18 protein-coding genes are annotated in these 23,663 nt (G+C 60.7%); 5 read left to right on the forward strand and 13 right to left on the reverse strand.

Annotated features, from left to right (window positions below):
• Positions 1 to 118: 118 nt before the first annotated feature.
• The 8 genes from rpsA to mtnA all read right to left on the reverse strand — a co-directional run bounded on the left by rpsA (position 119) and on the right by mtnA (position 12,536).
• Positions 119 to 1,804: a 30S ribosomal protein S1 gene (rpsA, locus tag KVG87_RS17150; RefSeq protein ID WP_016770920.1), complete on the reverse strand. Its 1,686-nt coding sequence runs from the start codon at positions 1,802 to 1,804 to the stop codon at positions 119 to 121.
• A gap of 119 nt (positions 1,805 to 1,923) precedes the next feature.
• On the reverse strand, positions 1,924 to 2,613 hold the full coding sequence (gene cmk, locus KVG87_RS17155) for a (d)CMP kinase (RefSeq protein ID WP_024013869.1): 690 nt from the start codon (positions 2,611 to 2,613) through the stop codon (positions 1,924 to 1,926).
• The gene (locus KVG87_RS17160) at positions 2,610 to 4,817 is read right to left on the reverse strand and encodes a bifunctional prephenate dehydrogenase/3-phosphoshikimate 1-carboxyvinyltransferase (RefSeq protein ID WP_264082222.1); all 2,208 of its coding nucleotides are present in this window, start codon (positions 4,815 to 4,817) and stop codon (positions 2,610 to 2,612) included. The genes cmk and KVG87_RS17160 overlap by 4 nt, the downstream gene beginning before the upstream one ends.
• 28 nt (positions 4,818 to 4,845) lie before the next feature.
• Positions 4,846 to 5,958, reverse strand: a complete 1,113-nt coding sequence (gene hisC / locus KVG87_RS17165) for a histidinol-phosphate transaminase (protein WP_217851736.1) — start codon at positions 5,956 to 5,958, stop codon at positions 4,846 to 4,848.
• A gap of 12 nt (positions 5,959 to 5,970) precedes the next feature.
• Entirely contained in the window at positions 5,971 to 7,065 is a 1,095-nt protein-coding gene (gene pheA / locus KVG87_RS17170; protein WP_016770924.1) for a prephenate dehydratase, read from the reverse strand.
• A complete protein-coding gene (gene serC, locus KVG87_RS17175) occupies positions 7,065 to 8,150 on the reverse strand; it encodes a 3-phosphoserine/phosphohydroxythreonine transaminase (RefSeq protein ID WP_038860448.1) in 1,086 nt (361 codons plus the stop codon). The genes pheA and serC overlap by 1 nt, the downstream gene beginning before the upstream one ends.
• 231 nt (positions 8,151 to 8,381) lie before the next feature.
• On the reverse strand, positions 8,382 to 11,036 hold the full coding sequence (gyrA, locus tag KVG87_RS17180; protein WP_110646028.1) for a DNA gyrase subunit A: 2,655 nt from the start codon (positions 11,034 to 11,036) through the stop codon (positions 8,382 to 8,384).
• 423 nt (positions 11,037 to 11,459) lie between these two features.
• The gene (gene mtnA / locus KVG87_RS17185; RefSeq protein WP_016770927.1) at positions 11,460 to 12,536 is read right to left on the reverse strand and encodes an S-methyl-5-thioribose-1-phosphate isomerase; all 1,077 of its coding nucleotides are present in this window, start codon (positions 12,534 to 12,536) and stop codon (positions 11,460 to 11,462) included.
• Between the two features lie 108 nt (positions 12,537 to 12,644).
• On the opposite strand from mtnA, the gene KVG87_RS17190 reads away from it, so the two are divergent.
• The 4 genes from KVG87_RS17190 (at position 12,645) to KVG87_RS17205 (ending at position 16,401) form a co-directional block, all read left to right on the forward strand.
• The gene (locus KVG87_RS17190) at positions 12,645 to 13,979 is read left to right on the forward strand and encodes a TRZ/ATZ family hydrolase (RefSeq protein ID WP_024013874.1); all 1,335 of its coding nucleotides are present in this window, start codon (positions 12,645 to 12,647) and stop codon (positions 13,977 to 13,979) included.
• Positions 13,980 to 14,037: 58 nt separating this feature from the next.
• Positions 14,038 to 14,736: a bifunctional 2-polyprenyl-6-hydroxyphenol methylase/3-demethylubiquinol 3-O-methyltransferase UbiG gene (ubiG, locus tag KVG87_RS17195; protein WP_007908399.1), complete on the forward strand. Its 699-nt coding sequence runs from the start codon at positions 14,038 to 14,040 to the stop codon at positions 14,734 to 14,736.
• Between the two features lie 4 nt (positions 14,737 to 14,740).
• Positions 14,741 to 15,412 carry an N-acetylmuramic acid 6-phosphate phosphatase MupP gene (gene mupP / locus KVG87_RS17200; RefSeq protein ID WP_016770929.1) on the forward strand — a complete coding sequence of 224 codons (672 nt, stop codon included), beginning with the start codon at positions 14,741 to 14,743 and terminating at the stop codon, positions 15,410 to 15,412.
• Between the two features lie 248 nt (positions 15,413 to 15,660).
• Positions 15,661 to 16,401 (forward strand): YciK family oxidoreductase, encoded by a 741-nt coding sequence (locus KVG87_RS17205; protein WP_217851739.1) that lies wholly within the window; start codon positions 15,661 to 15,663, stop codon positions 16,399 to 16,401.
• On the opposite strand, the gene KVG87_RS17210 is transcribed toward KVG87_RS17205, so the two are convergent.
• Positions 16,388 to 16,606, reverse strand: a complete 219-nt coding sequence (locus KVG87_RS17210; RefSeq protein WP_217851741.1) for a hypothetical protein — start codon at positions 16,604 to 16,606, stop codon at positions 16,388 to 16,390. The genes KVG87_RS17205 and KVG87_RS17210 overlap by 14 nt on opposite strands.
• Positions 16,607 to 16,763: 157 nt before the next feature.
• On the opposite strand from KVG87_RS17210, the gene KVG87_RS17215 reads away from it, so the two are divergent.
• The gene (locus KVG87_RS17215; RefSeq protein WP_024013877.1) at positions 16,764 to 17,690 is read left to right on the forward strand and encodes a GGDEF domain-containing protein; all 927 of its coding nucleotides are present in this window, start codon (positions 16,764 to 16,766) and stop codon (positions 17,688 to 17,690) included.
• 102 nt (positions 17,691 to 17,792) lie between these two features.
• On the opposite strand, the gene KVG87_RS17220 is transcribed toward KVG87_RS17215, so the two are convergent.
• From KVG87_RS17220 to KVG87_RS17235, 4 genes are all read right to left on the reverse strand, one after another.
• Complete coding sequence (locus tag KVG87_RS17220; RefSeq protein ID WP_225930925.1) at positions 17,793 to 18,554, reverse strand: iron-containing redox enzyme family protein; 762 nt, start codon at positions 18,552 to 18,554, stop codon at positions 17,793 to 17,795.
• Positions 18,555 to 18,633: 79 nt separating this feature from the next.
• Positions 18,634 to 21,093, reverse strand: a complete 2,460-nt coding sequence (locus KVG87_RS17225; RefSeq protein ID WP_076563769.1) for an EAL domain-containing protein — start codon at positions 21,091 to 21,093, stop codon at positions 18,634 to 18,636.
• A gap of 137 nt (positions 21,094 to 21,230) precedes the next feature.
• Positions 21,231 to 23,048 carry an ABC transporter ATP-binding protein gene (locus KVG87_RS17230; protein ID WP_076563770.1) on the reverse strand — a complete coding sequence of 606 codons (1,818 nt, stop codon included), beginning with the start codon at positions 23,046 to 23,048 and terminating at the stop codon, positions 21,231 to 21,233.
• The gene (locus KVG87_RS17235) at positions 23,041 to 23,643 is read right to left on the reverse strand and encodes a DsbA family protein (protein ID WP_217851862.1); all 603 of its coding nucleotides are present in this window, start codon (positions 23,641 to 23,643) and stop codon (positions 23,041 to 23,043) included. Before KVG87_RS17235 ends, KVG87_RS17230 begins: the two co-directional genes overlap by 8 nt.
• Positions 23,644 to 23,663: the final 20 nt, after the last annotated feature.

The raw sequence follows: 23,663 nt of genomic DNA on the forward strand, positions 1-23,663 counted from the left end.
GATTAAAGAAACAGACCCGCAGGCGAAGCCATTGGTTTCATGCACGGACGTACAAAGACCAAATAGCAGGCACAAAAAAGGGCGACCGAAGTCGCCCTTTTTAATGATCAAGCAGAACTTAGTTCTGTTTGGCCATTGCTTGACGCAGCAGTGCCGCCATAGTGGTGTCAGCTGCTTCACCTTCCGGAGCTGCTTTCAGGCTCTGGATGGCTTCTTTCTCTTCAGCATCGTCTTTCGACTTGATCGAGAGCTGGATTACGCGGCTCTTGCGATCAACGCTGATGATCTTGGCTTCAACTTCCTGGCCTTCTTTCAGAACGTTGCGCGCGTCTTCAACGCGGTCACGGCTGATTTCGGAGGCTTTCAGGGTAGCTTCGATGTCGTCGGCCAGAACGATGATGGCGCCTTTGGCGTCAACTTCTTTCACGGTACCGGTCACGATAGCGCCCTTGTCGTTAACCGAGACGTACTCGGAGAACGGATCGCTTTCCAGTTGCTTGATGCCCAGGGAGATGCGCTCGCGCTCTGGGTCAACCGACAGGATGACGGTGTCCAGCTCGTCGCCCTTCTTGAAACGACGTACGGCTTCTTCGCCCACTTCGTTCCAGGAGATGTCGGACAGGTGAACCAGACCGTCGATGCCGCCGTCCAGACCAATGAAGATACCGAAATCGGTGATCGACTTGATGGTGCCGGAGATCTTGTCGCCCTTGTTGAACTGGCCAGAGAAGTCTTCCCATGGGTTCGACTTGCACTGCTTGATGCCCAGGGAGATACGACGACGCTCTTCGTCAATGTCCAGAACCATGACTTCCACTTCGTCGCCGACTTGTACGACTTTCGAAGGGTGGATGTTCTTGTTGGTCCAGTCCATTTCCGAAACGTGTACCAGACCTTCAACGCCTTCTTCCAGCTCAGCGAAGCAGCCGTAGTCGGTCAGGTTGGTTACACGAGCGGTCACGCGAGTGCCTTCTGGGTAACGGGCTTTGATAGCAACCCATGGATCTTCGCCCAGTTGCTTCAGGCCCAGGGAAACACGGTTGCGTTCGCGATCGTATTTCAGAACCTTGACGTCGATTTCGTCACCAACGTTGACGATCTCGGAAGGATGCTTGATGCGCTTCCAGGCCATGTCGGTGATGTGCAGCAGGCCGTCCACGCCACCCAGATCGACGAATGCGCCGTAATCGGTGAGGTTTTTGACGATACCTTTGACTTGCTGGCCTTCCTGCAGGGATTCCAGCAGAGCTTCACGCTCGGCGGAGTTCTCGGCTTCGAGGACGCTGCGACGGGAAACGACAACGTTGTTGCGCTTCTGGTCCAGCTTGATGACCTTGAATTCCAGCTCTTTGCCTTCCAGGTGCGTGGTGTCGCGCACTGGACGGACGTCAACCAGGGAACCTGGCAGGAACGCACGGATGCCGTTAACGTCGACAGTGAAGCCGCCTTTAACCTTACCGTTGATAACGCCCTTGACCACTTCCTCGGCTGCGAAGGCTGCTTCCAGAACGATCCAGCATTCAGCGCGCTTGGCTTTTTCACGGGACAGCTTGGTTTCGCCAAAGCCGTCTTCAACCGAATCCAGAGCAACGTGAACTTCATCACCAACGTTGATGTTCAGTTCGCCAGCATCGTTGTAGAACTGCTCAAGCGGGATGAGTGCTTCAGACTTCAGACCAGCGTGAACGGTTACCCAGCGAGCCTGGTAATCGATATCAACGATAACACCGGTGATGATGGAGCCTGCCTGAAGGTTCAGGGTTTTCAGGCTTTCTTCAAAGAGTTCCGCAAAGCTTTCGCTCATTTTAATTCCTGTAGATGAGGGCGAAGTAAACGCCCATCTCCACACCCCAGACGGTGTGGGTTAGTTTCATTTAAAAGAAGCACCGCAGGACTATGACTGGTCCCCTGCGGCCTTCTTGGTCACCCGGCGATATCGCGAATGGCGATCTCGCTCATGATGCGTTCAAGCACCTGATCGATGGAAAGCTCCGTTGAATCCAGCTGAATCGCGTCGGCCGCCGGCTTGAGCGGGGCTACTGCGCGCTGGGTGTCACGCTCATCGCGTGCACGGATCTCATCTAGCAGACTCGACAGACTAACACCCTCGACTTTGCCCTTCAACTGCAAATATCGACGACGCGCCCGTTCCTCGGCACTGGCGGTAAGGAAAATCTTCAGTGGTGCATCCGGAAAAACCACCGTGCCCATGTCGCGGCCGTCGGCCACCAGGCCCGGCGCTTCCTGGAAAGCACGCTGGCGCTGCAGCAGCGCCTCGCGCACAGCGGGCAGCGCAGCCACCTGCGAGGCGCCGGAGCCGACGCTTTCGGTGCGAATGACATCGCTGACTTCGTCGCCTTCGAGAATGATCCGCTGCAGCTGACCTTCGGTCGCGGCGATGAACTGCACATCCAGATGAGCGGCCAATGTCTTCAGCAGCTCTTCATTGGTCAGGTCGACGCCATGGTTGTGCGCAGCGAACGCGAGCAAACGATAAAGCGCACCGGAATCCAGCAGGTTCCAGCCCAGACGCTTGGCCAGAATCCCGGCGACCGTGCCTTTGCCGGAGCCGCTTGGCCCATCGATGGTGATGACCGGTGCAATGTTTTTCACGACTGAGCCTCTTGTGCCACACGAATGCCGACTTGCCCGCACAGCGCGAGGAAGTTGGGGAACGAGGTCGCGACGTTGGCGCAATCATGGATGCGGATCGGTGCGGTAGCGCGCAACGAGGCAACGCTGAAGGCCATGGCGATACGGTGGTCGCCGTGACCGTGCACTTCACCGCCGCCGATCTGGCCGCCGTCGATGATGATGCCGTCAGGGGTCGGTTCGCATTTGACGCCCAGCGCCAGCAAACCGTCCGCCATGACCTGAATCCGGTCGGATTCCTTGACCCGCAGCTCTTCTGCGCCGGTGAGCACGGTCCGCCCTTCGGCGCACGCAGCCGCGACGAACAGTACTGGGAATTCGTCGATGGCCAGCGGCACCAGTTCCTCCGGAATCTCGATACCTTTGAGTTTAGCTGCGCGCACGCGCAAGTCAGCCACTGGTTCGCCACCGACCTCACGCTGGTTTTCCAGAGTGATATCGGCACCCATCAGCCGCAGGATGTCGATCACGCCAGTACGGGTCGGGTTTATGCCGACGTGCTCGAGCACCAGCTCGGAACCCTCGGCGATCGAGGCCGCGACCAGGAAGAACGCCGACGACGAAATATCGCCCGGCACTTCGATGTGAGTCGCGGTGAGCTTGCCGCCGGACTCGACCGAAGCCGTGGCGCCGTCGACGCTGACCGGGTAGCCGAAGCCACGCAGCATGCGTTCGGTGTGGTCACGGGTCGGCGCAGGTTCGGTGACAGTGGTCTTGCCTTCGGCATACAGACCGGCAAGCAGCAGGCAGGATTTCACCTGGGCACTGGCCATCGGCATGGTGTAGGTCAGGCCTTTGAGCTTGTGGCCACCGCGAATGGTCATCGGTGGACGACCTTCAGCAGCGGTTTCGATCACGGCGCCCATTTCCCGCAGCGGATTGGCCACGCGATTCATCGGACGCTTGGACAGCGAAGCGTCGCCGGTCAGGGTGCTGTCGAAGTTCTGCGCCGCCAGCAGGCCAGAGAGCAGACGCATCGAGGTGCCGGAGTTGCCCAGATAGATCGGGCCCGGCGCAGGTTTCAGGCCGTGCAGACCAACACCGTGAATGGTCACGCGGCCGTGGTGCGGGCCTTCGATGACCACGCCCATGTCGCGGAATGCCTGCAAGGTCGCCAGGGCGTCTTCGCCCTCAAGGAAGCCTTCGACTTCGGTGACGCCTTCGGCCAGCGAGCCGAGCATGATCGAACGGTGGGAAATCGATTTGTCACCCGGTACGCGAATCCGACCGGACAGGCGGCCACCAGGTTGAGCCAGGAAGATCAGATCGTTGGAATTCATAGCGTCCACATAGGCCCTGCGGGCCAGGATTTTACTGAAATGCTCGCGGGCAACCCGGGCGCGCGTGAAAACGCCCAACAATTGGTGCCCATCCCCTGCATCGACCGCGTCGCGCAAGGCGTCGAGGTCGCTGCGAAATGTATCGAGTGTGCGCAGGACAGCCTCGCGGTTGGCGAGGAAGATGTCGTGCCACATCACCGGGTCGCTTCCGGCGATTCTTGTGAAATCGCGAAAACCACCGGCAGCGTAACGGAAGATCTCCAGATTTTCATTGCGCTTGGCCAACGAATCGACCAGACCGAAGGCCAGCAGATGCGGCAAATGACTGGTCGCGGCCAGCACTTCGTCGTGACGCTCGACCTGCATGTGCTCGACATCGGCGCCCAGTTCGCGCCACAGGCGATCGACCACCGCCAGCGCGGCAGGATCGGTCTGCTCGAGCGGCGTCAGGATCACCTTGTGCCGGCGGAACAGCTCGGCATTCGAGGCTTCCACCCCGCTCTGCTCGGAACCGGCAATCGGGTGCCCGGGGACGAAGCGCGCCGGCATGCCGCCGAACGCCTCGGTCGCCGCGCGCACCACGTTGCCTTTGGCACTGCCGACATCCGTAAGAATCGCCTGCCCCAGGTCCATGACAGCCAGACGCGCGAGCAGCTTTTCCATGGCCAGAATCGGCACCGCCAGCTGAATCACATCGGCACCGACGCAAGCCGACGCCAAATCATCTTCGCAGCGATCGACCACACCCAATTCGACCGCGAGCTTGCGCGATTGCGGGTCGAGATCAACACCAACCACTTCACGGCACAGGCCGCTTTCACGCAAACCCTTGGCAAATGAACCACCGATCAACCCCAGACCGACCACCACGAGGCGACCGATCATAGGTGCAGCAGGTTGCAGCGCAGTGACATCAACCACGAGCCAGAACCTTGCGCAGCGCCTCGAGGAAACGGCTGTTTTCGGCCGGCAGACCGATGGTCACCCGCAGGTGGTTCGGCATGCCGTAATTGGCCACCGGACGCACGATCACGCCTTCGCGCAGCAAGCCCTGGAAAATCGGCGCTGCGACCTGGCCGAGATCGACACAGATGAAGTTGCCTTTGGACTCGATCCAGCTCAGTCCCAGCTCACGGAAACCCGCCTGCAACTGCTGCATGCCGGATTCGTTGAGCTGACGGCTTTGCGCCAGATATTCTTTGTCCTTCAATGCCGCACAGGCTGCGGCGAGCGCGAGGCTGTTGACGTTGAATGGCTGACGAACGCGGTTCAGCACGTCCGCCACCACAGGCGTCGACAAGCCATAACCGACGCGCAGCGCGGCCAGCCCATAGGCCTTGGAGAAGGTGCGCGACACCAGCAGGTTCGGGTAGGCGGCGAGGAAGTCGAGACCGTCCGGCAAATCACTGCCTTCGGCGTACTCGATGTAAGCCTCGTCGAGGACTACTAGCACATGCTCGGGAACGTCCTGCAGGAATTCGTCCAGCGCTTCGGCGCCGAACCAGGTGCCAGTCGGGTTGTTCGGGTTGGCGATGAACACCACGCGGGTGTTGGCATCGATGGCCGCAAGCATCGCCGGCAGGTCATGGCCCCAGTCTTTGGCTGGAACGACTTTGGCTTGTGCGCCGACTGCTTGAGTCGCGATCGGATACACCGCGAAGGCGTGCTCACTGAACACCGCATTCAGGCCCGGTGCCAGGTAGGCACGCGCAACCAGTTCAAGAATATCGTTGGAGCCATTACCCAGCGTGACCTGATTCAGCTCGACGCGGCACTGCTCGGCGAGCAGCGACTTCAGGGCGAAACCATTGCCGTCCGGGTAGCGGGTCAGCTCGGCCAGCTCTTCGCGGATCGCCGCCAATGCCTTCGGGCTGGCGCCCAATGGGTTTTCGTTGCTCGCCAGTTTGACGATTTTTGCCGGATCCAGATCCAGCTCGCGCGCCAGTTCGTCCACAGGCTTGCCCGGAACGTACGGCGAAAGTTGTTGCACGCCCGGCTGTGCCAGAGCGAGGAAGTTGCCACTCATTTGCTACCGCCCTTAGAGAACTGCTTTCGGGTAGGAACCCAGCACTTTGAGTGCTACTGCTTCCTGACTGATCTTTTCCAGCACACCTTTGATCAACGGATCACGGTGGTGGCCGACGAAGTCGATGAAGAACACGTAGGTCCATTTGCCGCTGCGCGACGGACGGGTTTCGATGCGGGTCAGGTCGATGCCATTGTCGTGGAACGGCACCAGCAGCTCATGGAGCGCGCCGGGCTTGTTGCTCATCGACACGATGATCGAGGTCTTGTCGTCGCCGGTCGGCGGCACTTCCTGATTACCGATCATCAGGAAGCGGGTCGAGTTGTCCGGGCGGTCTTCGATCTTCTCGGCCAGACGCGTCAGGCCATACAGCCCTGCCGCCATGTCGCCAGCGATCGCTGCCGAATTCCACTCACCCTTGACCCGTTTGGCCGCTTCGGCGTTGCTCGACACCGCGACGCGTTCGACATTCGGGTAATGCGCGTCCAGCCACTTGCGGCACTGGGCCAGCGACTGCGCATGGGAATAGATGCGACTGATGCTGTCAGTCTTGGTGTTTTCACCGACCAACAGGTGATGGTGAATGCGCAGCTCGACTTCGCCACAGATGACCATGTCGTGCTCGAGGAAGCTGTCCAGCGTGTGATTGACCGCGCCTTCGGTGGAGTTTTCCACCGGCACCACGCCGAAATTCACCGCACCGGCGGCGACTTCACGGAACACTTCGTCGATCGCCGCCATCGGCTTGCTGATCACTGCGTGGCCGAAGTGCTTCATCGCCGCCGCCTGGGTGAAAGTGCCCTCAGGGCCGAGATACGCCACTTTCAGCGGCTGCTCCAGCGCCAGGCACGAGGACATGATCTCGCGAAACAAGCGCGCCATCTCTTCGTTGCCCAGCGGCCCCTGATTGCGCTCCATCACGCGCTTGAGCACCTGAGCTTCGCGCTCGGGACGATAGAACACCGGCACTTCGCCTTCGGCCAGCGAGGCCATCTTCACGCGGGCGACTTCCTGGGCGCAACGCGCACGCTCACTGATCAGCTCGAGGACTTTGGTGTCCAGAGCGTCGATGCGAACGCGCAGTGCCTTGAGTTCTTGCTCGGACATCAGCCGTGTTCCTTCTCGAATTCCGCCATGTACGCCACCAGCGCGTTGACCGCAGTGATGTCGACGGCGTTGTAGATGGAGGCGCGCATGCCGCCCACCGAACGGTGACCCTTGAGGTTGAGCAGACCGCGCTCGTCGGCACCGGCAAGGAATGGCTTGTCCAGACGATCATCAGCCAGACGGAACGGCACGTTCATCCACGAGCGATCCGACTTGTTGATCGGGTTGCTGTAGAGGCCACTGGCGTCGATGAAGTCGTACAGCGTGCGCTGCTTGACGTCGTTGAGTTTAGCGATCGCTTCAACGCCGCCCTGCTCTTTCAGCCATTGGAACACCAGACCGGACAGGTACCAGGCCAGCGTCGGCGGGGTGTTGTACATCGAACCGTTATCAGCCGCGACCTTGTAGTTGAGCATGGTCGGGCACAGCGAGCGGGCCTTGCCGAGCAGGTCTTCGCGGATGATGTTGACGACGATGCCGCTCGGGCCGATGTTCTTCTGCGCGCCGGCGTAGATCATGCCGAAACGCGAGATGTCGACCGGGCGCGAGAGGATGTCGGAAGACATGTCGGCCACCAGCGGCACATCACCGGTTTGCGGGATCCACTGGAATTCCAGGCCGCCGATGGTTTCGTTCGGCGCGTAGTGAACGTACGCGGCGTCTTTCGACAGGTTCCACTCGTTCTGGCCGGGAATGGCGAAATAGTCGTAAGGCTTGGCAGTGGCAGCAACGTTGACGTGGCCATAGCGCGAGGCTTCTTCGATGGCTTTCTGCGACCAGATGCCGGTGTCGATGTAGTCGGCCGAGCCGCCTTCAGGCAACAGGTTCAGCGGAATCTGCGCGAACTGCTGGCTGGCGCCGCCCTGCAGAAACAGCACTTTGTAGTTCGACGGGATATTCAGCAGGTCACGCAGATCCTGCTCGGCCTGGGTGGCAATGGACACGAACTCATCGCTGCGATGGCTCATTTCCATGACCGACAGACCCTTGCCATGCCAATCAAGGAGTTCACCCTGGGCGCGCTGCAGGACAGCTTCAGGCAGCGCCGCCGGACCGGCGCAGAAGTTATAGGCTCGCTTGCTCACATCCAATCTCGCTCTGATTTGGTGGTATCACGCAATAAATCACACTACCGATCAACATGGCCCTGTGGGAGCGAGCCTGCTCGCGAATGCATCACCGCGGTGCTTCAGAGGTACCGCAGCGCCTGCTTTCGCGAGCAGGCTCGCTCCTACAGGAGGGCTCCATGATGTCGAAAATTCATACCGGACAAATAACAAGGGGGCGAATTCTCATCCGCCCCCTCGTTTGTCCGCTTATTCCTGCGGTTCTTCGTCTGCTGCGGCGTCGAGTTGCTGGTCGTCTGCGGCCTCGTCGATACCGACGCTGCCTGCGATTTCCTCGCCCTCTTCACCTTCGAGCTCTTCGCCTTCGATTTCCGAAGGCTCCTGAACCCGCTCCAGCCCGACCAGGGTTTCATCCTTGGCCAGCTTGATCAGCGTCACGCCCTGAGTGTTACGACCCAGGCTCGACACTTCGTCGACACGGGTACGCACCAGAGTGCCCTGATCGGAGATCAGCATGATTTCTTCGCCGTCGAGCACCTGTACCGCGCCGACCAGACGGCCGTTACGCTCGTTGCTGACCATGGCGATCACGCCCTGACCGCCACGCTTGTACTCAGGGAACTCGGTGATCGCGGTGCGCTTGCCATAACCACGCTCGGAAGCGGTGAGGATCTGGCTGCCTTCTTCCGGGATCAGCATGGAAATCAGCTTCTGCCCTTCCGGCAGACGCATGCCGCGTACGCCGCGAGCGGTACGACCCATTGCACGCACGTCGGACTCTTTGAAGCGGGTAACCTTGCCGCCGTCGGAGAACAGCATCACTTCGCGCTCACCATCGGTGATGGCCGCAGAGATCAGCACGTCGCCTTCGTCCAGTTCCAGCGCGATCAGACCGACGCTGCGCTGACGGCTGAAGGATTCCAGCGGGGTCTTCTTCACGGTGCCGTTGGCGGTGGCCATGAAGATGTAGTGACCTTCGGTGTATTCCTCGACCGGCAGCATGGTGGTGATGTATTCACCGTCATCCAGCGGCAACAGGTTGACCAGCGGACGACCACGGGCCGCGCGGGATGCTTCCGGAATTTCGTAGGTCTTGAGCCAGTACACCTTGCCCTTGCTGGAGAACAGCAGCAGCGTGGTGTGGCTGTTGGCGACCAGCAGGTGAGCAATGTAGTCCTCGTCCTTGACGCCGGTGGCCGACTTGCCTTTGCCGCCACGACGCTGAGCCTGGTACGCAGCCAGCGGCTGGGTCTTGGCGTAGCCACCGTGGGAGATGGTCACGACGCGCTCTTCTTCCGGGATCATGTCACCCAGGGTCAGGTCGAGACGGGCATCGAGAATTTCGGTGCGACGCACGTCGCCGTATTCGGCGCGGATCACTTCCAGCTCTTCGCGGATCACTTCCATCAGGCGCACAGCGCTGTTGAGGATGCGGATCAGCTCGCCGATCTGGTTGAGGATCTCCTGGTACTCGGCCAGCAGCTTCTCGTGCTCCAGACCGGTCAGACGGTGCAGGCGCAGTTCGAGAATCGCTTGGGCCTGTTCTGGCGAGAGGAAGTACTTGCCTTCGCGCAGGCCGTATTGCGGATCGAGATTTTCCGGACGGCACGAATCGGCACCGGCACGTTCAACCATCGCCACCACGGCGGAAGATTCCCAAGGCGTGCTGATCAGCGCTTCCTTGGCTTCCGACGGCGTTGGCGAAGCCTTGATCAGGGCGATCACCGGGTCGATGTTCGACAGGGCAACGGCCTGGCCTTCGAGAATGTGCCCGCGCTCGCGCGCCTTGCGCAGTTCGAACACGGTACGACGGGTGACCACTTCGCGACGGTGACGGACGAAGGCTTCAAGCAGATCCTTGAGGTTGAGGATGCGCGGGCGGCCGTCGATCAGCGCGACGATGTTGATGCCGAATACCGATTGCAGCTGGGTCTGGGCGTAGAGGTTGTTGAGGATTACCTCAGGCACTTCGCCGCGACGCAGCTCGATCACGACGCGCATACCGTCCTTGTCGGACTCGTCGCGCAGCTCGGTGATGCCCTCGAGCTTCTTCTCTTTGACCAGCTCGGCGATCTTCTCGATCAGACGCGCCTTGTTCAGCTGGTAAGGCAGCTCGGTGATAACGATCTGCTGACGGCCACCGACCTTGTCGATGTCTTCGATGATCGAGCGGGCACGCATGTAAATGCGCCCGCGACCGGTGCGGTAGGCTTCGATGATGCCGGCACGACCGTTGATGATCGCGGCCGTCGGGAAGTCCGGACCGGGAATGTATTGCATCAGCTCATCGACAGTCAGCTCGGGATTGTCGATGAGGGCCAGGCAACCGTCGATGACTTCACCGAGGTTGTGCGGCGGAATGTTGGTCGCCATGCCCACGGCGATACCGCTGGAACCGTTGACCAGCAGGTTCGGTACGCGGGTCGGCATGACCGCCGGGATCAGTTCGGTGCCGTCGTAGTTCGGCACCCAGTCCACGGTTTCCTTGTGCAGGTCAGCCAGCAGCTCGTGCGCCAGCTTGGTCATGCGCACTTCGGTGTATCGCATGGCCGCAGCGTTGTCGCCGTCGACCGAACCGAAGTTGCCCTGGCCGTCGACCAGCAGGTAGCGCAGGGAGAAAGGCTGGGCCATACGAACGATTGTGTCGTATACGGCAGTGTCACCGTGCGGGTGATACTTACCGATCACGTCGCCGACGACACGGGCAGATTTCTTGTACGGCTTGTTGTAGTCGTTGCCCAGCTCGCTCATCGCGAACAGTACGCGACGGTGCACGGGCTTGAGGCCATCGCGCGCATCCGGCAGTGCACGGCCGACGATCACGCTCATTGCGTAGTCGAGGTAGGACTGTTTCAGCTCGTCTTCGATATTGACCGGGAGGATTTCTTTGGCCAGTTCGCCCATGAGAAGCCTGATTCCTTTTTCTGGTGAAACTTCGTCATATCCATGTGGGAGCAACGAAGCTCGTCGGGGCCGGCCGAGTGCCATGCGCCGACTTACGACAAATCAACATTGGATCGCGGATTTGCGCAGTAAAGACAGCTCCGTGGAGCCGCCTCGGAAAACGCCGGATGTTATCACAAAGGCCGCCACGCACCTATCCCCCAGATGCGCATGGAGCATAGTTAGTTGACCGATGACAGGCTTGAGGGGGACGAGAGAGGCTCAGAGCTTGGTTGAATGTGAAATCGGGGTCTGAATTAGCGATGTTTATTGACATTACCGACCTCTTCGCGAGCAGGCTCGCTCCCACACAGGCCAGTGGCGTTCACAAAACCTGTGGGAGCGAGCCTGCTCGCGAATGGCTCAACACAACACCAAAGCCTGTCAATGCAGGCGCTTGCGACACATCAGCTGGGCCATTTTCGCGGTGTCCGGGCGTTCGACGATGCCTTTCTCGGTGACGATCGCATCGATCAGATCCGCCGGGGTGACATCAAACACCGGGTTGAACGCTTCAACATCGGCACCGACGCGTTTACCGCCGACTTCGAGCAGTTCGGCGCCATCACGTTCTTCGATCGGGATGTCATCGCCGCTGGCGAGGTTCATGTCGATGGTCGAACTTGGTGCCACGACCATGAAGCGCACGCCGTGGTGCATGGCGTTGACCGCCAGTTGATAGGTGCCGATCTTGTTCGCCACGTCGCCATTGGCGGTGATGCGGTCGGCGCCGACGATCACCCAGGTCACCCCTTTGGTTTTCATGATGTGCGCGGCGGCGGAGTCGGCGTTCAGGGTCACCGGGATGCCTTCGTTGGCCAGCTCCCACGCGGTGAGCCGCGAGCCTTGCAGCCACGGCCGGGTTTCGTCGGCATAGACGCGTTCGACCATGCCTTCTATATAAGCCGCGCGGATCACTCCCAGCGCAGTTCCGAACCCACCGGTGGCCAGCGCGCCGGTGTTGCAGTGGGTCAGGATGGCTTGAGCGTTGCCCTGATGCTTGCGAATCAGATCGACGCCAAGCTGCGCCATGGTCAGGTTGGCTTCGCGGTCGCTTTCGTGAATGGCGATGGCCTCGGCTTCCAGCGCCGCCAGCGGATCGGCGTTGCTTTTCAGCCGATCCAGGCGATCGTGCATGCGGCCCAGCGCCCAGAACAGATTGACCGCGGTCGGACGCGAATCGGCCAACAGCGCGAAATCCTCTTCCAGCGCCGCGTACCAGTCGCCGCCCTCGGCAATCCGCGCCCGCGCCGCAAGGACGATGCCATAGGCCGCGCTGATGCCGATGGCCGGCGCGCCCCGCACGACCATCGAGCGAATCGCCTCGGCCACGCCGGCGGCGCTGGTGTAGGCGATCCAGGTTTCCTCGAACGGCAAAATACGCTGATCCAGCAGGTGCAGCGCGCCATCACGCCAATCGATGGCCTTTACTTTCTCCGCAGCCAACAGTCGATCGCGCATCCCACACCCCGCACTCATGAACAAAAGCCGCCGATTATAGCGATCCCCCCGCGAAGACGCTCGGGTATACTTCGCCATCCTTTACAAAAGCACTGGAACCGACCCTCGATGCCGAAACCTGCCATTGCGCTCGACCTGTTATTGCTGCCGACCTGGCTGGTCCCCGTCGAACCTGCAGGCGTGGTGCTCAAGGAGCACGGCCTGGGCATCCGTGACGGTTGCATCGTATTTATCGGCCCGCGCGCCGAAGCGTTGAAGTGTAACGCGACAGAAATCCGTGAACTGCCGGATGTTCTGTTGGCGCCGGGACTGATCAATGCCCACGGCCATGCGGCGATGACGCTGTTCCGTGGCCTGGCCGACGATCTGCCGTTGATGACCTGGCTGGAAAACCACATCTGGCCGGCCGAAGGCAAATGGGTCGATGAGGACTTCGTCCGCGACGGCACCGATCTGGCCATCGCCGAGCAGATCAAGGGCGGCATCACCTGCTTCTCTGACATGTATTTCTTCCCGAAAGTCGCCAGCGAGCGCGTACACAACAGCGGTATCCGCGCGCAGATCGCCATTCCGATCCTCGATTTCCCGATCCCCGGCGCCAGCAGTGCCGACGAAGCCATTCGTCAGGGCGTCGAATTGTTCGGGGATCTCAAGCATCACGAACGCATCAAGATTACTTTCGGCCCGCATGCACCCTACACCGTCGGTGATGAGAACCTGGAGAAAATCAGGGTCATCGCCGAGGAGCTGGACGCCTCGATCCATATGCATGTGCATGAAACCGCGTTCGAAGTGCAGCAGGCCGTCGAGCAGACCGGCGAACGGCCACTGGCGCGCCTGGGTCGCCTTGGCCTGCTCGGCCCGCGCTTCCAGGCGGTGCACATGACCCAGATCAGCGATGAAGACCTCGCGCTGCTGGTAGAAAGCAACAGCAGCGTGATCCACTGCCCGGAATCCAATCTGAAACTGGCCAGCGGCTTCTGCCCGGTCGAACGTTTGTGGCAGGCTGGAGTGAACGTCGCTGTCGGTACCGATGGCGCGGCGAGCAACAATGATCTCGACCTGCTCGGCGAAACCCGCACCGCCGCCCTGCTGGCCAAAGCTGTGGCCGGTTCTGCCACAGCGCTGGACGCTCATCGCGCCTTGCGCATGGCCACTCTCAATGGCGCCCGTGCGCTGGGAATCGAGGCGCAGGTCGGCTCGCTGGAGATCGGCAAAGCCGCAGACATCGTCGCTTTCGACCTGTCCGGTCTGGCGCAGCAACCGGTGTATGACCCGGTGTCGCAGCTGATCTACGCGACCGGGCGTGATTGCGTGAAACACCTGTGGGTTGCCGGCAAGCAACTGCTCGACGACCGGCGCCTGACCCGCATGGACGAACAACAGCTGGGCGCGACCGCCCGCCACTGGGGCCAGCGCATCAGCGGCCACACCGAATCGTAAACACCGCGGCGCAATATCCGCGGCTACAGCCCTTTTCAGGTTTTTCGAGGAATTGAACATGAGCAACGTCGACCACGCCGAAATCGCCAAATTCGAGGCCCTGGCCCATCGCTGGTGGGACCGCGAAAGCGAATTCAAGCCGCTGCACGACATCAACCCACTGCGGGTCAACTGGATCGACGAGCGAGTCAATCTGGCCGGCAAGAAAGTCCTCGACGTCGGTTGCGGCGGCGGCATCCTCAGCGAAGCCATGGCCCAGCGCGGCGCCACGGTGATGGGCATCGACATGGGCGAAGCGCCGCTGGCGGTCGCACAACTGCATCAGCTGGAATCCGGGGTCAGCGTCGAATACCGCCAGATCACCGCCGAAGCCCTCGCCGAGGAAATGCCCGAGCAGTTCGACGTGGTCACCTGCCTGGAGATGCTCGAGCACGTGCCGGATCCATCCTCGGTGATCCGCGCCTGCTTCCGCATGGTCAAGCCGGGCGGCCAGGTGTTCTTCTCGACCATCAACCGCAACCCGAAGGCGTATCTGTTCGCGATCATCGGCGCCGAATACATCATGAAGCTGCTGCCGCGCGGCACTCACGACTTCAAGAAATTCATCCGCCCCTCCGAGCTCGGCGCGTGGAGCCGCATGGCCGGCCTGACCGTCAAGGACATCATCGGCCTGACCTACAACCCGCTGACCAAGCACTACAAGCTGGCCAACGACGTTGACGTCAACTACATGATCCAGACCCTGCGCGAGGAATAAGCCGATGGCCATCAGAGCGGTACTTTTCGACATGGACGGCACCCTGCTCGACACCGCGCCGGACTTCATCGCCATCTGCCAGGCGATGCGCGCCGATCGCGGTCTGCCGCCGATCAACGACAAGCACATCCGCGACGAGATTTCCGGCGGGGCCAAGGCCATGGTCGCGGTGACGTTTTCGATGGATCCGGAATCGCCGGGCTTTGAGGAGCTGCGTCTGGAGTTTCTCGAGCGCTATCTGGTCGGCTGCGCAGTGCACAGCAAGCTGTTCGACGGCATGGGCGAACTGCTCGCTGACATCGAAAAGGCCAACCTGATCTGGGGCGTGGTCACCAACAAACCGGTGCGCTTCGCCGAGCCGATCATGCAGCGCCTGGGGCTGGCCGAGCGTTCGGCGCTGCTGATCTGCCCGGATCATGTGAAGAACAGCAAGCCGGATCCGGAGCCGCTGATCCTCGCCTGCAAGATGCTTGATCTGGATCCGTCGACCGTGCTGTTTATCGGCGATGATCTACGTGATATCGAATCGGGTCGCGATGCCGGCACCAAGACCGCAGCAGTGACTTACGGCTACATCCACCCGGACGACAACCCACGGCACTGGGGCGCGGACGTTGTGGTAGATCACCCGCTGGAGTTGCGCAAGGTGCTCGACAGCGCGCTGTGCAGCTGCTGACCTGACTGTTGCAAATTCCCTGTGTAGCGAGGGGATTTATCCCCGCTGGGCTGTTCAGCTGCCGACCTGACTGCTGCAAGCTCCCTGTGTGGCGAGGGGATTTATCCCCGCTGGGCTGCGGAGCGGCCCCCGCTTTTATCCAGGCAATGTGACACACAGGTTTTGCGACGGCTTCGCCGCCGAACGGGGATAAATCCCCTCGCCACAGGGGTGAAGCAGGTCTTCATGAAATGGATTGTGAGGTTCTTATGTTTGATTACACCGCTCGCCCTGAATTGCTCAAGGATCGGGTCATTCTGGTCACCGGTGCCGGTCGTGGCATCGGCGCGGCTGCGGCGAAAACCTATGCCGCCCACGGTGCCACCGTACTGCTGCTGGGCAAGACCGAAGCCAATTTGACCGAGGTTTACGACGCAATCGAAGCAGCGGGCCACCCGCAACCGGCGGTCATCCCGTTCAACCTCGAGACCGCCCTGCCCCATCAATATGATGAGCTGGCAGCAATGATCGAAACCGAGTTCGGCCACCTCGACGGCCTGCTGCACAACGCCTCGATCATCGGCCCGCGCACGCCGTTCGAGCAACTCTCCGGCGAAAACTTCATGCGCGTCATGCAGGTCAACGTCAACGCGATGTTCATGCTGACCAGCACCCTGCTGCCGTTGCTCAAGCTGTCCCAGGATGCTTCGGTGGTATTCACCTCGAGCAGCGTCGGGCGTAAGGGTCGCGCGTACTGGGGCGCTTACGGTGTGTCGAAATTTGCCACCGAGGGCCTGATGCAAACCCTGGCCGATGAATTAGAAGGCGTCGCGCCGGTACGCTCCAACAGCATCAACCCGGGCGGTACGCGCACCAGCATGCGCGCGCAGGCTTATCCGGGGGAAAATCCGCTGAACAATCCGACACCGGAACAGATCATGCCGGTGTATCTGTACCTGATGGGCCCCGACAGCGCAGGCGTTAATGGCCAGGCGTTCAACGCCCAATAACGCCATACGTCGCATTTGTTGCCGCGGCAGAATGCTGTCGCGGCAAGCCATTGCCGCTCATAACCGTCACAAAGCCGCCAGGAATCCAGCGCCGCAACCCCGCCCTCACCAGCAAGTCATTGATTCGAAAAGCTTTAAATAAAATCGAACCGAATGGCACGCCTTTCGCTCTAAATTCCCTCAAAACATGCCGTGTGATGGCCATGGGGCAAACGCCGATTTCGATAGCTGACTGATCGTCTTGCGGCAGACTAAACTTACGCCAAACGTCCTACGGGACTGATGGATCAGTACGACGCGCAGCCCATAGCCGCTCTCACCCAGCCTGTAAGACAGACTTACTGCTTAGGGGCTCACGCCATATGAAATCTCCTTCCCAGACCCATGCAATTGACTTTGACAGTGCCAAATTGCAGCGCCTGGGCTTCGGTCAACTACCGGCGCTGATCGAGCGCCCGACCAGCCTGGCGCAACTGCGTCAGCAAATGAGCCTGCAACTGCAAACCAGCCTGGAGCCTCAGCGCATCCTTGGCCTGTTCTTCCGCGAAATCCAACGCCTGGTGCCACTGGACGCCCTGAGCTATGTGCATCAGGCCAGCGACTTGCGCCTGGAGTTCGGCGCGCGCGGCCACCACTCGGTCAGCTACACCCTGAGCCACGAAGGCGAGCACATGGGCGAGCTGGTCTTCCGCCGCAATCAGCGTTTCAACGACAAGGAACAGGGCGACCTCGAGTCGCTGCTGTCCTGCCTGCTATACCCGATGCGCAACGCCCTGCTCTATCGCGCCGCGACCCAGAGTGCCTTGCGCGACCCGTTGACCGGTGCCGGCAATCGGGTGGCCATGGAGCAGACCTTGCAGCGTGAGATCGACATGTCGCGCCGTCATGCGCAACCGCTGTCGGTGCTGATGCTCGACATCGACCACTTCAAACGGGTCAACGATGACCACGGGCATGGCGCCGGTGATGAGGTGCTCAGAGCCATTGCCGCGTCGATCAAGGCGCAACTGCGCAACGTCGACATGGTGTTCCGTTATGGCGGCGAAGAGTTTCTGATCCTGCTGTCCAACACCGGTCGCGAAGCGGCGGCGATGGTTGGCGAGCGTTTGCGCCAGGCGACGCAGTCAGAGGAATATTTTGCCGATGGCCAGTTGATCGAGATCACCGTGAGCCTGGGTTGCTCGACGTTGTTGCCGGGCGAGTCGGCAGACAGCTTATTGCGCCGCGCCGACAGTGCGTTATATGTCGCAAAGCGCGAGGGGCGGAACCGGCTGGCGATGGCCGGCTAAAAATCATTGTGGGAGCGAGCCTGCTCGCGAAGAGGGAGGGTCAGACAACGATTCGTTGCATGACCCACCGCTTTCGCGAGCAGGCTCGCTCCCACAGTTCAATCAGCTTTCGGTTACGGTCCGGCGCTCGCGGTTGACCAGCAAGCGCTCCGAAGTCTCAAGCTGCATGCACCGCTCCAGAAACAGGTACATGTAGTCATAACTCTTGCAGATCGCCTGCCGTAGCTGGGCCTGCAACGCCTTGCTCGGGTTCATGCCGGCCAGGGTGCAGATGATTTCCAGCGCTTCCCACGGATGAGCGTCGTCGTACTGGGCATGCATCTTCAACCACTTCATCGCGCGTTTGCGATCTTCTTCCGGGAACGCCGCGGCGTAGACCCCGGTCGAGCAGACCACCGCTGACCACTCCCCAGTCGCCCCCTCGATCGCATAGTTGGTCGCGGCAATCGCCACGATCAGCGAATCCGCTGAGCTGGTGTGCCAGCACCAGTGACTCAGCGCGTGCAGCTCCGGCGGCACTTGCTGGGCCTGGAGATCTTCGAGGCTGACGCCATGGGCGCGACTCCAATGCATCCAGTAATCGGCGTGATTGAGTTCGACGCGGATGTTGCGCATCAGCCAGCGCCGCGCCATGTCCTCGCCGGGATGGCGGGCGAAGCGGGTCTTGGTGAGGTTCTGCGCCATGTACAAGGCAAACTGCTCGACCACCGGCCAGCCGCCGATGAGGTACTGGCGCATGGTTTTCGCGCTGAGTCTGTTGTCGCGCATGCGCTGATAAAGTTCATGTTCGACAACCCGGCGCTTGCTCTCGCTGCAATCCTTGATGAGCTGTTGCGCCCAGGCAGGATAACTTGCAGCTTCCATGAGGGGTCCGGTTCGGTTGAATGTGTCGATCACTGTTCGGCTCCTTTTGAGTTGTGATGGCAAGGATCGGCGAGAGACTTCAACGGAACGTGCCAGGCGCTTTGAACAACAACGGCTGCGGTCTGGCAGGACGACTTTGCAAACTGTCACAGGTAAACAACTGCGGACGCTCGATGACATACCCCTGAGCGTAATCCACACCTATTTCAAGCAACGCCTGTTCGATCTGGTTAGTTTCAACAAACTCGGCAATTGTCTGCTTACCCATAACATGACCGATGTGATTGATCACTTCGACCATTGCCCGATTAATCGGGTCGTCCAGCATATCCTTTACGAAACTCCCGTCGATCTTCAGGAAGTCTACAGGCAAATGTTTCAAGTAAGCGAATGAAGACATTCCGGCACAAAAGTCATCCAGAGAAAAGTGACAACCTAAGCCTTTGAGTTCATTGATAAAACGAATTGCACTGCCAAGATTTGCGATTGCACTGGTTTCGGTAATTTCAAAACAAATCATTTCAGGCGGTATAGCGTAGTTAACAAACTGTTCCCGCAGGAAGTGCAAAAACGCGTCATCTCCTATAGTAATGCCTGACAGATTAATCGCACACATTGCCAAAGGAAGTTCATGTTCCTGTTCAATACACTGGGCAATAACCTTGAAAACGTTTTGAACTACCCAGCGATCTAACTGGGTCATCAAACCATATCGCTCCGCCGCCGGAATAAAGCTGTCAGGCAAAATCATTCGTCCGGATTCATCATGCAGGCGCAGGAGAATTTCGATGTGTCCAGCCTGACCGGGTTGTGGCTTGAGCGGCGCGATCTGTTGGGCGTAAAGGCAAAAGCGGTTTTCTTCCAGCGCCATGTGCAGGCGCTGTACCCAGGCCATTTCACCGAAGCGCATCGACAGTTCGGAATCATCGGCATGGTAGACCTGCACGCGGTTGCGGCCCTTTTCCTTGGCCATGTAGCAAGCCATGTCCGCCGCACGCAGGGAGGCTTCGAGAGTGGTCGGATTCTGCGCGACATGCACCAGGCCGATACTGACGGTGGTCAGAAACGGCCGCCCCTTCCAGACAAAATGCAGGTTCTGCACGGTCTGGCGCAGGCTTTCGGCAATCTTCTCGGCGATGTCCGGCGGGCAGTTCTCCAGCAAAATCCCGAATTCATCGCCGCCCAGTCGCGCCAGGGTATCGCCCTCGCGCAGGTCTGATTGCAGCAGCGTGCAGATATGCCGCAGCAACTCATCGCCCGCCGCATGACCACAGGTGTCGTTGACCAGTTTGAACTGGTCCAGATCGAGGAACATCAGTGCATGCCGGCCGGGCTGGCGCGTCAGTTTGTGCAAGGCCTGTTCGAGGCGATATTCGAATTCGCGGCGGTTGGCCAGCCCGGTCAGCGCATCGTGGGTCGCTTGCCAAGACAGATTGGCGATGTATTGCCGCTCCTGGGTCATGTCGTGCAGCACCAGCACCGTGCCGCTGACATTCCCGGCATTGCGGATCGGCGCGCCGACCAGGGTCACCGACAGGGTGCTGCCGTCCAGACGCTGGATCAGCTTGGAATGTTCGCTGCCGCCGCTGAGCTGGCCACTGAGAATGTGCTCGATCAACGTCAGCCCTTCGGTCTGGGCGTTATCGTCGAGCAGGTTGAACAGCGCCGACAACGGCAGCCCCGCCGCCTGCTCGGCCTTCCAGTGCGTCATGGCCTCGGCGGCGGGATTCATGTAATCGATCGCGCCGTTGACGTCGGTGGTGATCACGCCATCACCAATCGACTGCAGCGTGATATGCGCGCGATCCTTTTCCAGTTGCAGCGCCTGGGCAAACTCATGGCGCTGCTTGAGTAGTTTGTGCGTGCGCCACAGCGCCAGCGCGATCAGACCCAGCGCGGTGGCCAGGTTGGTGAACAGCAGCAGGCGCATGATCACCCGCGAGCCTTCGCCCAAGGCATCGCTGAAAGCCCTGGCCGCTGGGGTGACTGCATCGTTGATGGCGAAGATCTGTGCTTTCCAGCGCTGCACATCGCCGGGACTGGCCTGGTTCTGCGCAATGCCTTGGTGCATCTCCTGCGCGACTTCGTGCAGTCGGTCGAGATAGGCATCGCCGATCGTCCAGCGATCGATCGCGGTTTCCAGATAACTGTAGTGGCGAAAATTGAGGTACAGCCAGATCAGGCTGGAGACGTCGTCCGGGTGATTGCCACCCTTGAGAATGCCTTCGCGCGCCGCTTGCAGATCCGGCGGCTGACGATCCAGCGCCAGACGCAATTGGTGCCCGCCCTGGGGCACGGCGATCGCCGTCAGGTATTTGCGATAGATCGCCTCGTCACGGCTGTCGGCGTAGAGGTTGAGGTAATAGATGGCGTCTTTCTGGCCCTTGGACCACAGGCTTTCGCCAGCGACGTAGCCTCGCACGGCCGAAAGCACGTAAAGGCTCACGCCCCCCAGTAATGCCTGGAACACCACGACAGCAATAAAGGGCCAGACGATACCCAACAACCGTGGTGTTCCCAGAGTCTGCTTTTGCTTCATGAGAGTCCTTGCATGAGCACTGCCCGCTCGCCTTCCGGGCGAATTCGCTATGACGAGACTAGGTGGGGTTCTCGTTCAAGGCAAGGCGCGGCGTTATACCGCGCGCAGAACCTCTGACAGGTCGGCAAGGGTTTCGATCAGTGCTGTTGCAAGTTGCCGTAGAGCTTGGCGTACAAACCGCCGTCGGCGATCAGTTGGCGATGGTCGCCGTCCTCGGCGATCTGCCCGCCGTCGAACACCAGCACGCGGTCGGCCTGCTTCACCGCCGACAGGCGATGGGCAATGATCAGCGTGGTGCGGCCATGGAGAAACTTCGCCATCGCCTGGTGCAGGTTGTACTCGGTGGCGGCGTCGAGGGCCGAGGTGGCTTCGTCGAGAATCACCACTTTCGGCTCGGCGAGAATCATCCGCGCGATCGCCAGACGCTGGCGCTGACCGCCGGACAAACGCACGCCGGAGCGACCAACGATGCTGTCGAGGCCAGCGGGCAGCGCACGGATGGTCGCGGCCATCTGCGCAATTTCCAGCGCCTGCCAGCAGGCTTCGTCGCTGCGCATGCGGCCCATGGTCAGGTTGGCGCGCACGCTGTCGTTGAACAGCGCCGGATGCTGCAGCACCACCGCGACGTTCTCGCGCACCGTCTCCAGACCGATCTCCTGCTGGGTCGATCCGCCGAAGCGAATGGTCCCGGCCGCTGGCGTGTACAGGCCCAGCAGCAACTGCACCAAGGTACTTTTGCCGCCGCCGCTCGCCCCGACAATCGCGACTTTTTCGCCGGGCAGGATCGACAGGTTCATCTGGTCCAGTACCAGCTCGTCGCCGTAACCGAAGCTCAGGCCTTGCACCTCGATGCCGACGGTGTCGCGCCCCTTGAACGGATCGACGCCGCCGGGATACTGCGGCTCGTCGGCACGCGCCAGCAGTTCATTGATCCGCGTCAGCGCACCGCCCGCTGCGTAGTAGGCGTATTGCAGATTGAGCAGCTGTTCGACCGGGCCGATCATGAACCACAGGTAACTGAACACCGCGAGCATCTGCCCGATCGACAGGTCGGAAAACAGCACGGTGAGCATCGCCGCTGCGCGGAAGATGTCGATGCCGAACTGGAACAGCAAACCACTGGCGCGGTTCGAGGCGTCGGTTTTCCACTGCGAGTTGACTGCGTAGTTGCGTACTTCCTGCGCGCGCAAACCGAGGCGCCCGAGGAAATAGCCCTGACGATTGCCGGCGCGCACTTCCTGAATCGCATCGAGGGTTTCGCTCAGTGCCTGGGTGAAGCGCGAGGTGCTGTCGTTCTCGAGTTTTTTCAGGTGTTTGACGCGTTTGCCCAGCTGCACCGTGGCGTAGATCACCAACGGGTTGAACAGCAGAATCAGCAGCGCCAGCTTCCAGTGCATCCACATCAGAATGCTGGCGGTGCCGACCAGGGTCAGCATCGCGACGAGGAAGCGGCTGAGGGTTTCGCCGACGAATTTGTCGAGGGTATCCAGATCGGTGACCAGGTGCGTGGTCACCGTGCCGCTGCCGAGGCTTTCGTATTCGCCGAGGGAAATGCGCTTGAGCCGCTCGATCAGGCGCACGCGAATGCGGTAGACGATGTCCTTGGCCAAGCGCGCGAACAGCCGCGACTGCAACACGCCAAAACACAGGGCGCTGCAACGCAAGGTCAGGGTCACAACCAGCATCAGGCCGATATAACCCGCCGCCTGCTGCCACATGCTTGGCAGAAAATGATTCATGACTTTCAGTGCGGCATCGCCGTGGCCGAGCAGCACTTCGTCGACCAGCAATGGCAGCAGCAATGGAATCGGCACGCTGCACAGAGTCGCCAGCACGGCCACGCCGTTGGCGATCCACAGGGATTTCTTGTGATGCAGTGCCAGACGCCGGACTTCAGCCCAGCTCAGCCGGTCGACACGCTCTACGGCTGGCGTGTCATCGGCGCGGTCAGACACAGGCCGCGCGCTCCAGCCAGCGGCCGAGCAACGGCGACAGCTCGCTGAGCGGTTGATAGCCGTTGGTCAGCAGCGCCAGTTGCCCGTTGCGCTCGGCGAGCAGGGTCGGAAAACCGGCGATGCCCAGATCCTGTACCCAGGTGAAATCGGCCTGGGTGGCCTTGTGCTGATCGGCATGATCGAACAACGCCGCGAATTCGATACGCGGCACACCGGCCTGTTCCGCCAGTTCGACCAGCACGCTGGCCTGAGTGACGTCGCGACCTTCGGCGTAAAACGCCTGCTGGATCAGCCCGACCAATGTCCACGCGCAATCCGGCGCCAGACTGCGCGCGGTGACAACAGCGCGACAGGCAGGCTCGGTGTCGTAGACAAAACCGTCAGGCAGCGCGCCGTCGAACTTGAACGGCTGGCCGGTGGCCTCGGTGACCGCTTGCCAGTGCTCAAGAATGTAGCGCCGCGTGGTAGGCTCCAGCGCCGAACCGCTGCCGGTGCGCAGTCCGCCGACCACCAGATGCAGCTCGACTCCGGCTGCCTGCGCCTGCTCGACCAGTGCCTTGGCCACCGGAGCAAACCCCCAGCACCATGAACACATCGGATCCATCACATAGAGCA

The organism is Pseudomonas siliginis, assembly GCF_019145195.1.
Lineage (GTDB): Bacteria > Pseudomonadota > Gammaproteobacteria > Pseudomonadales > Pseudomonadaceae > Aquipseudomonas > Aquipseudomonas siliginis.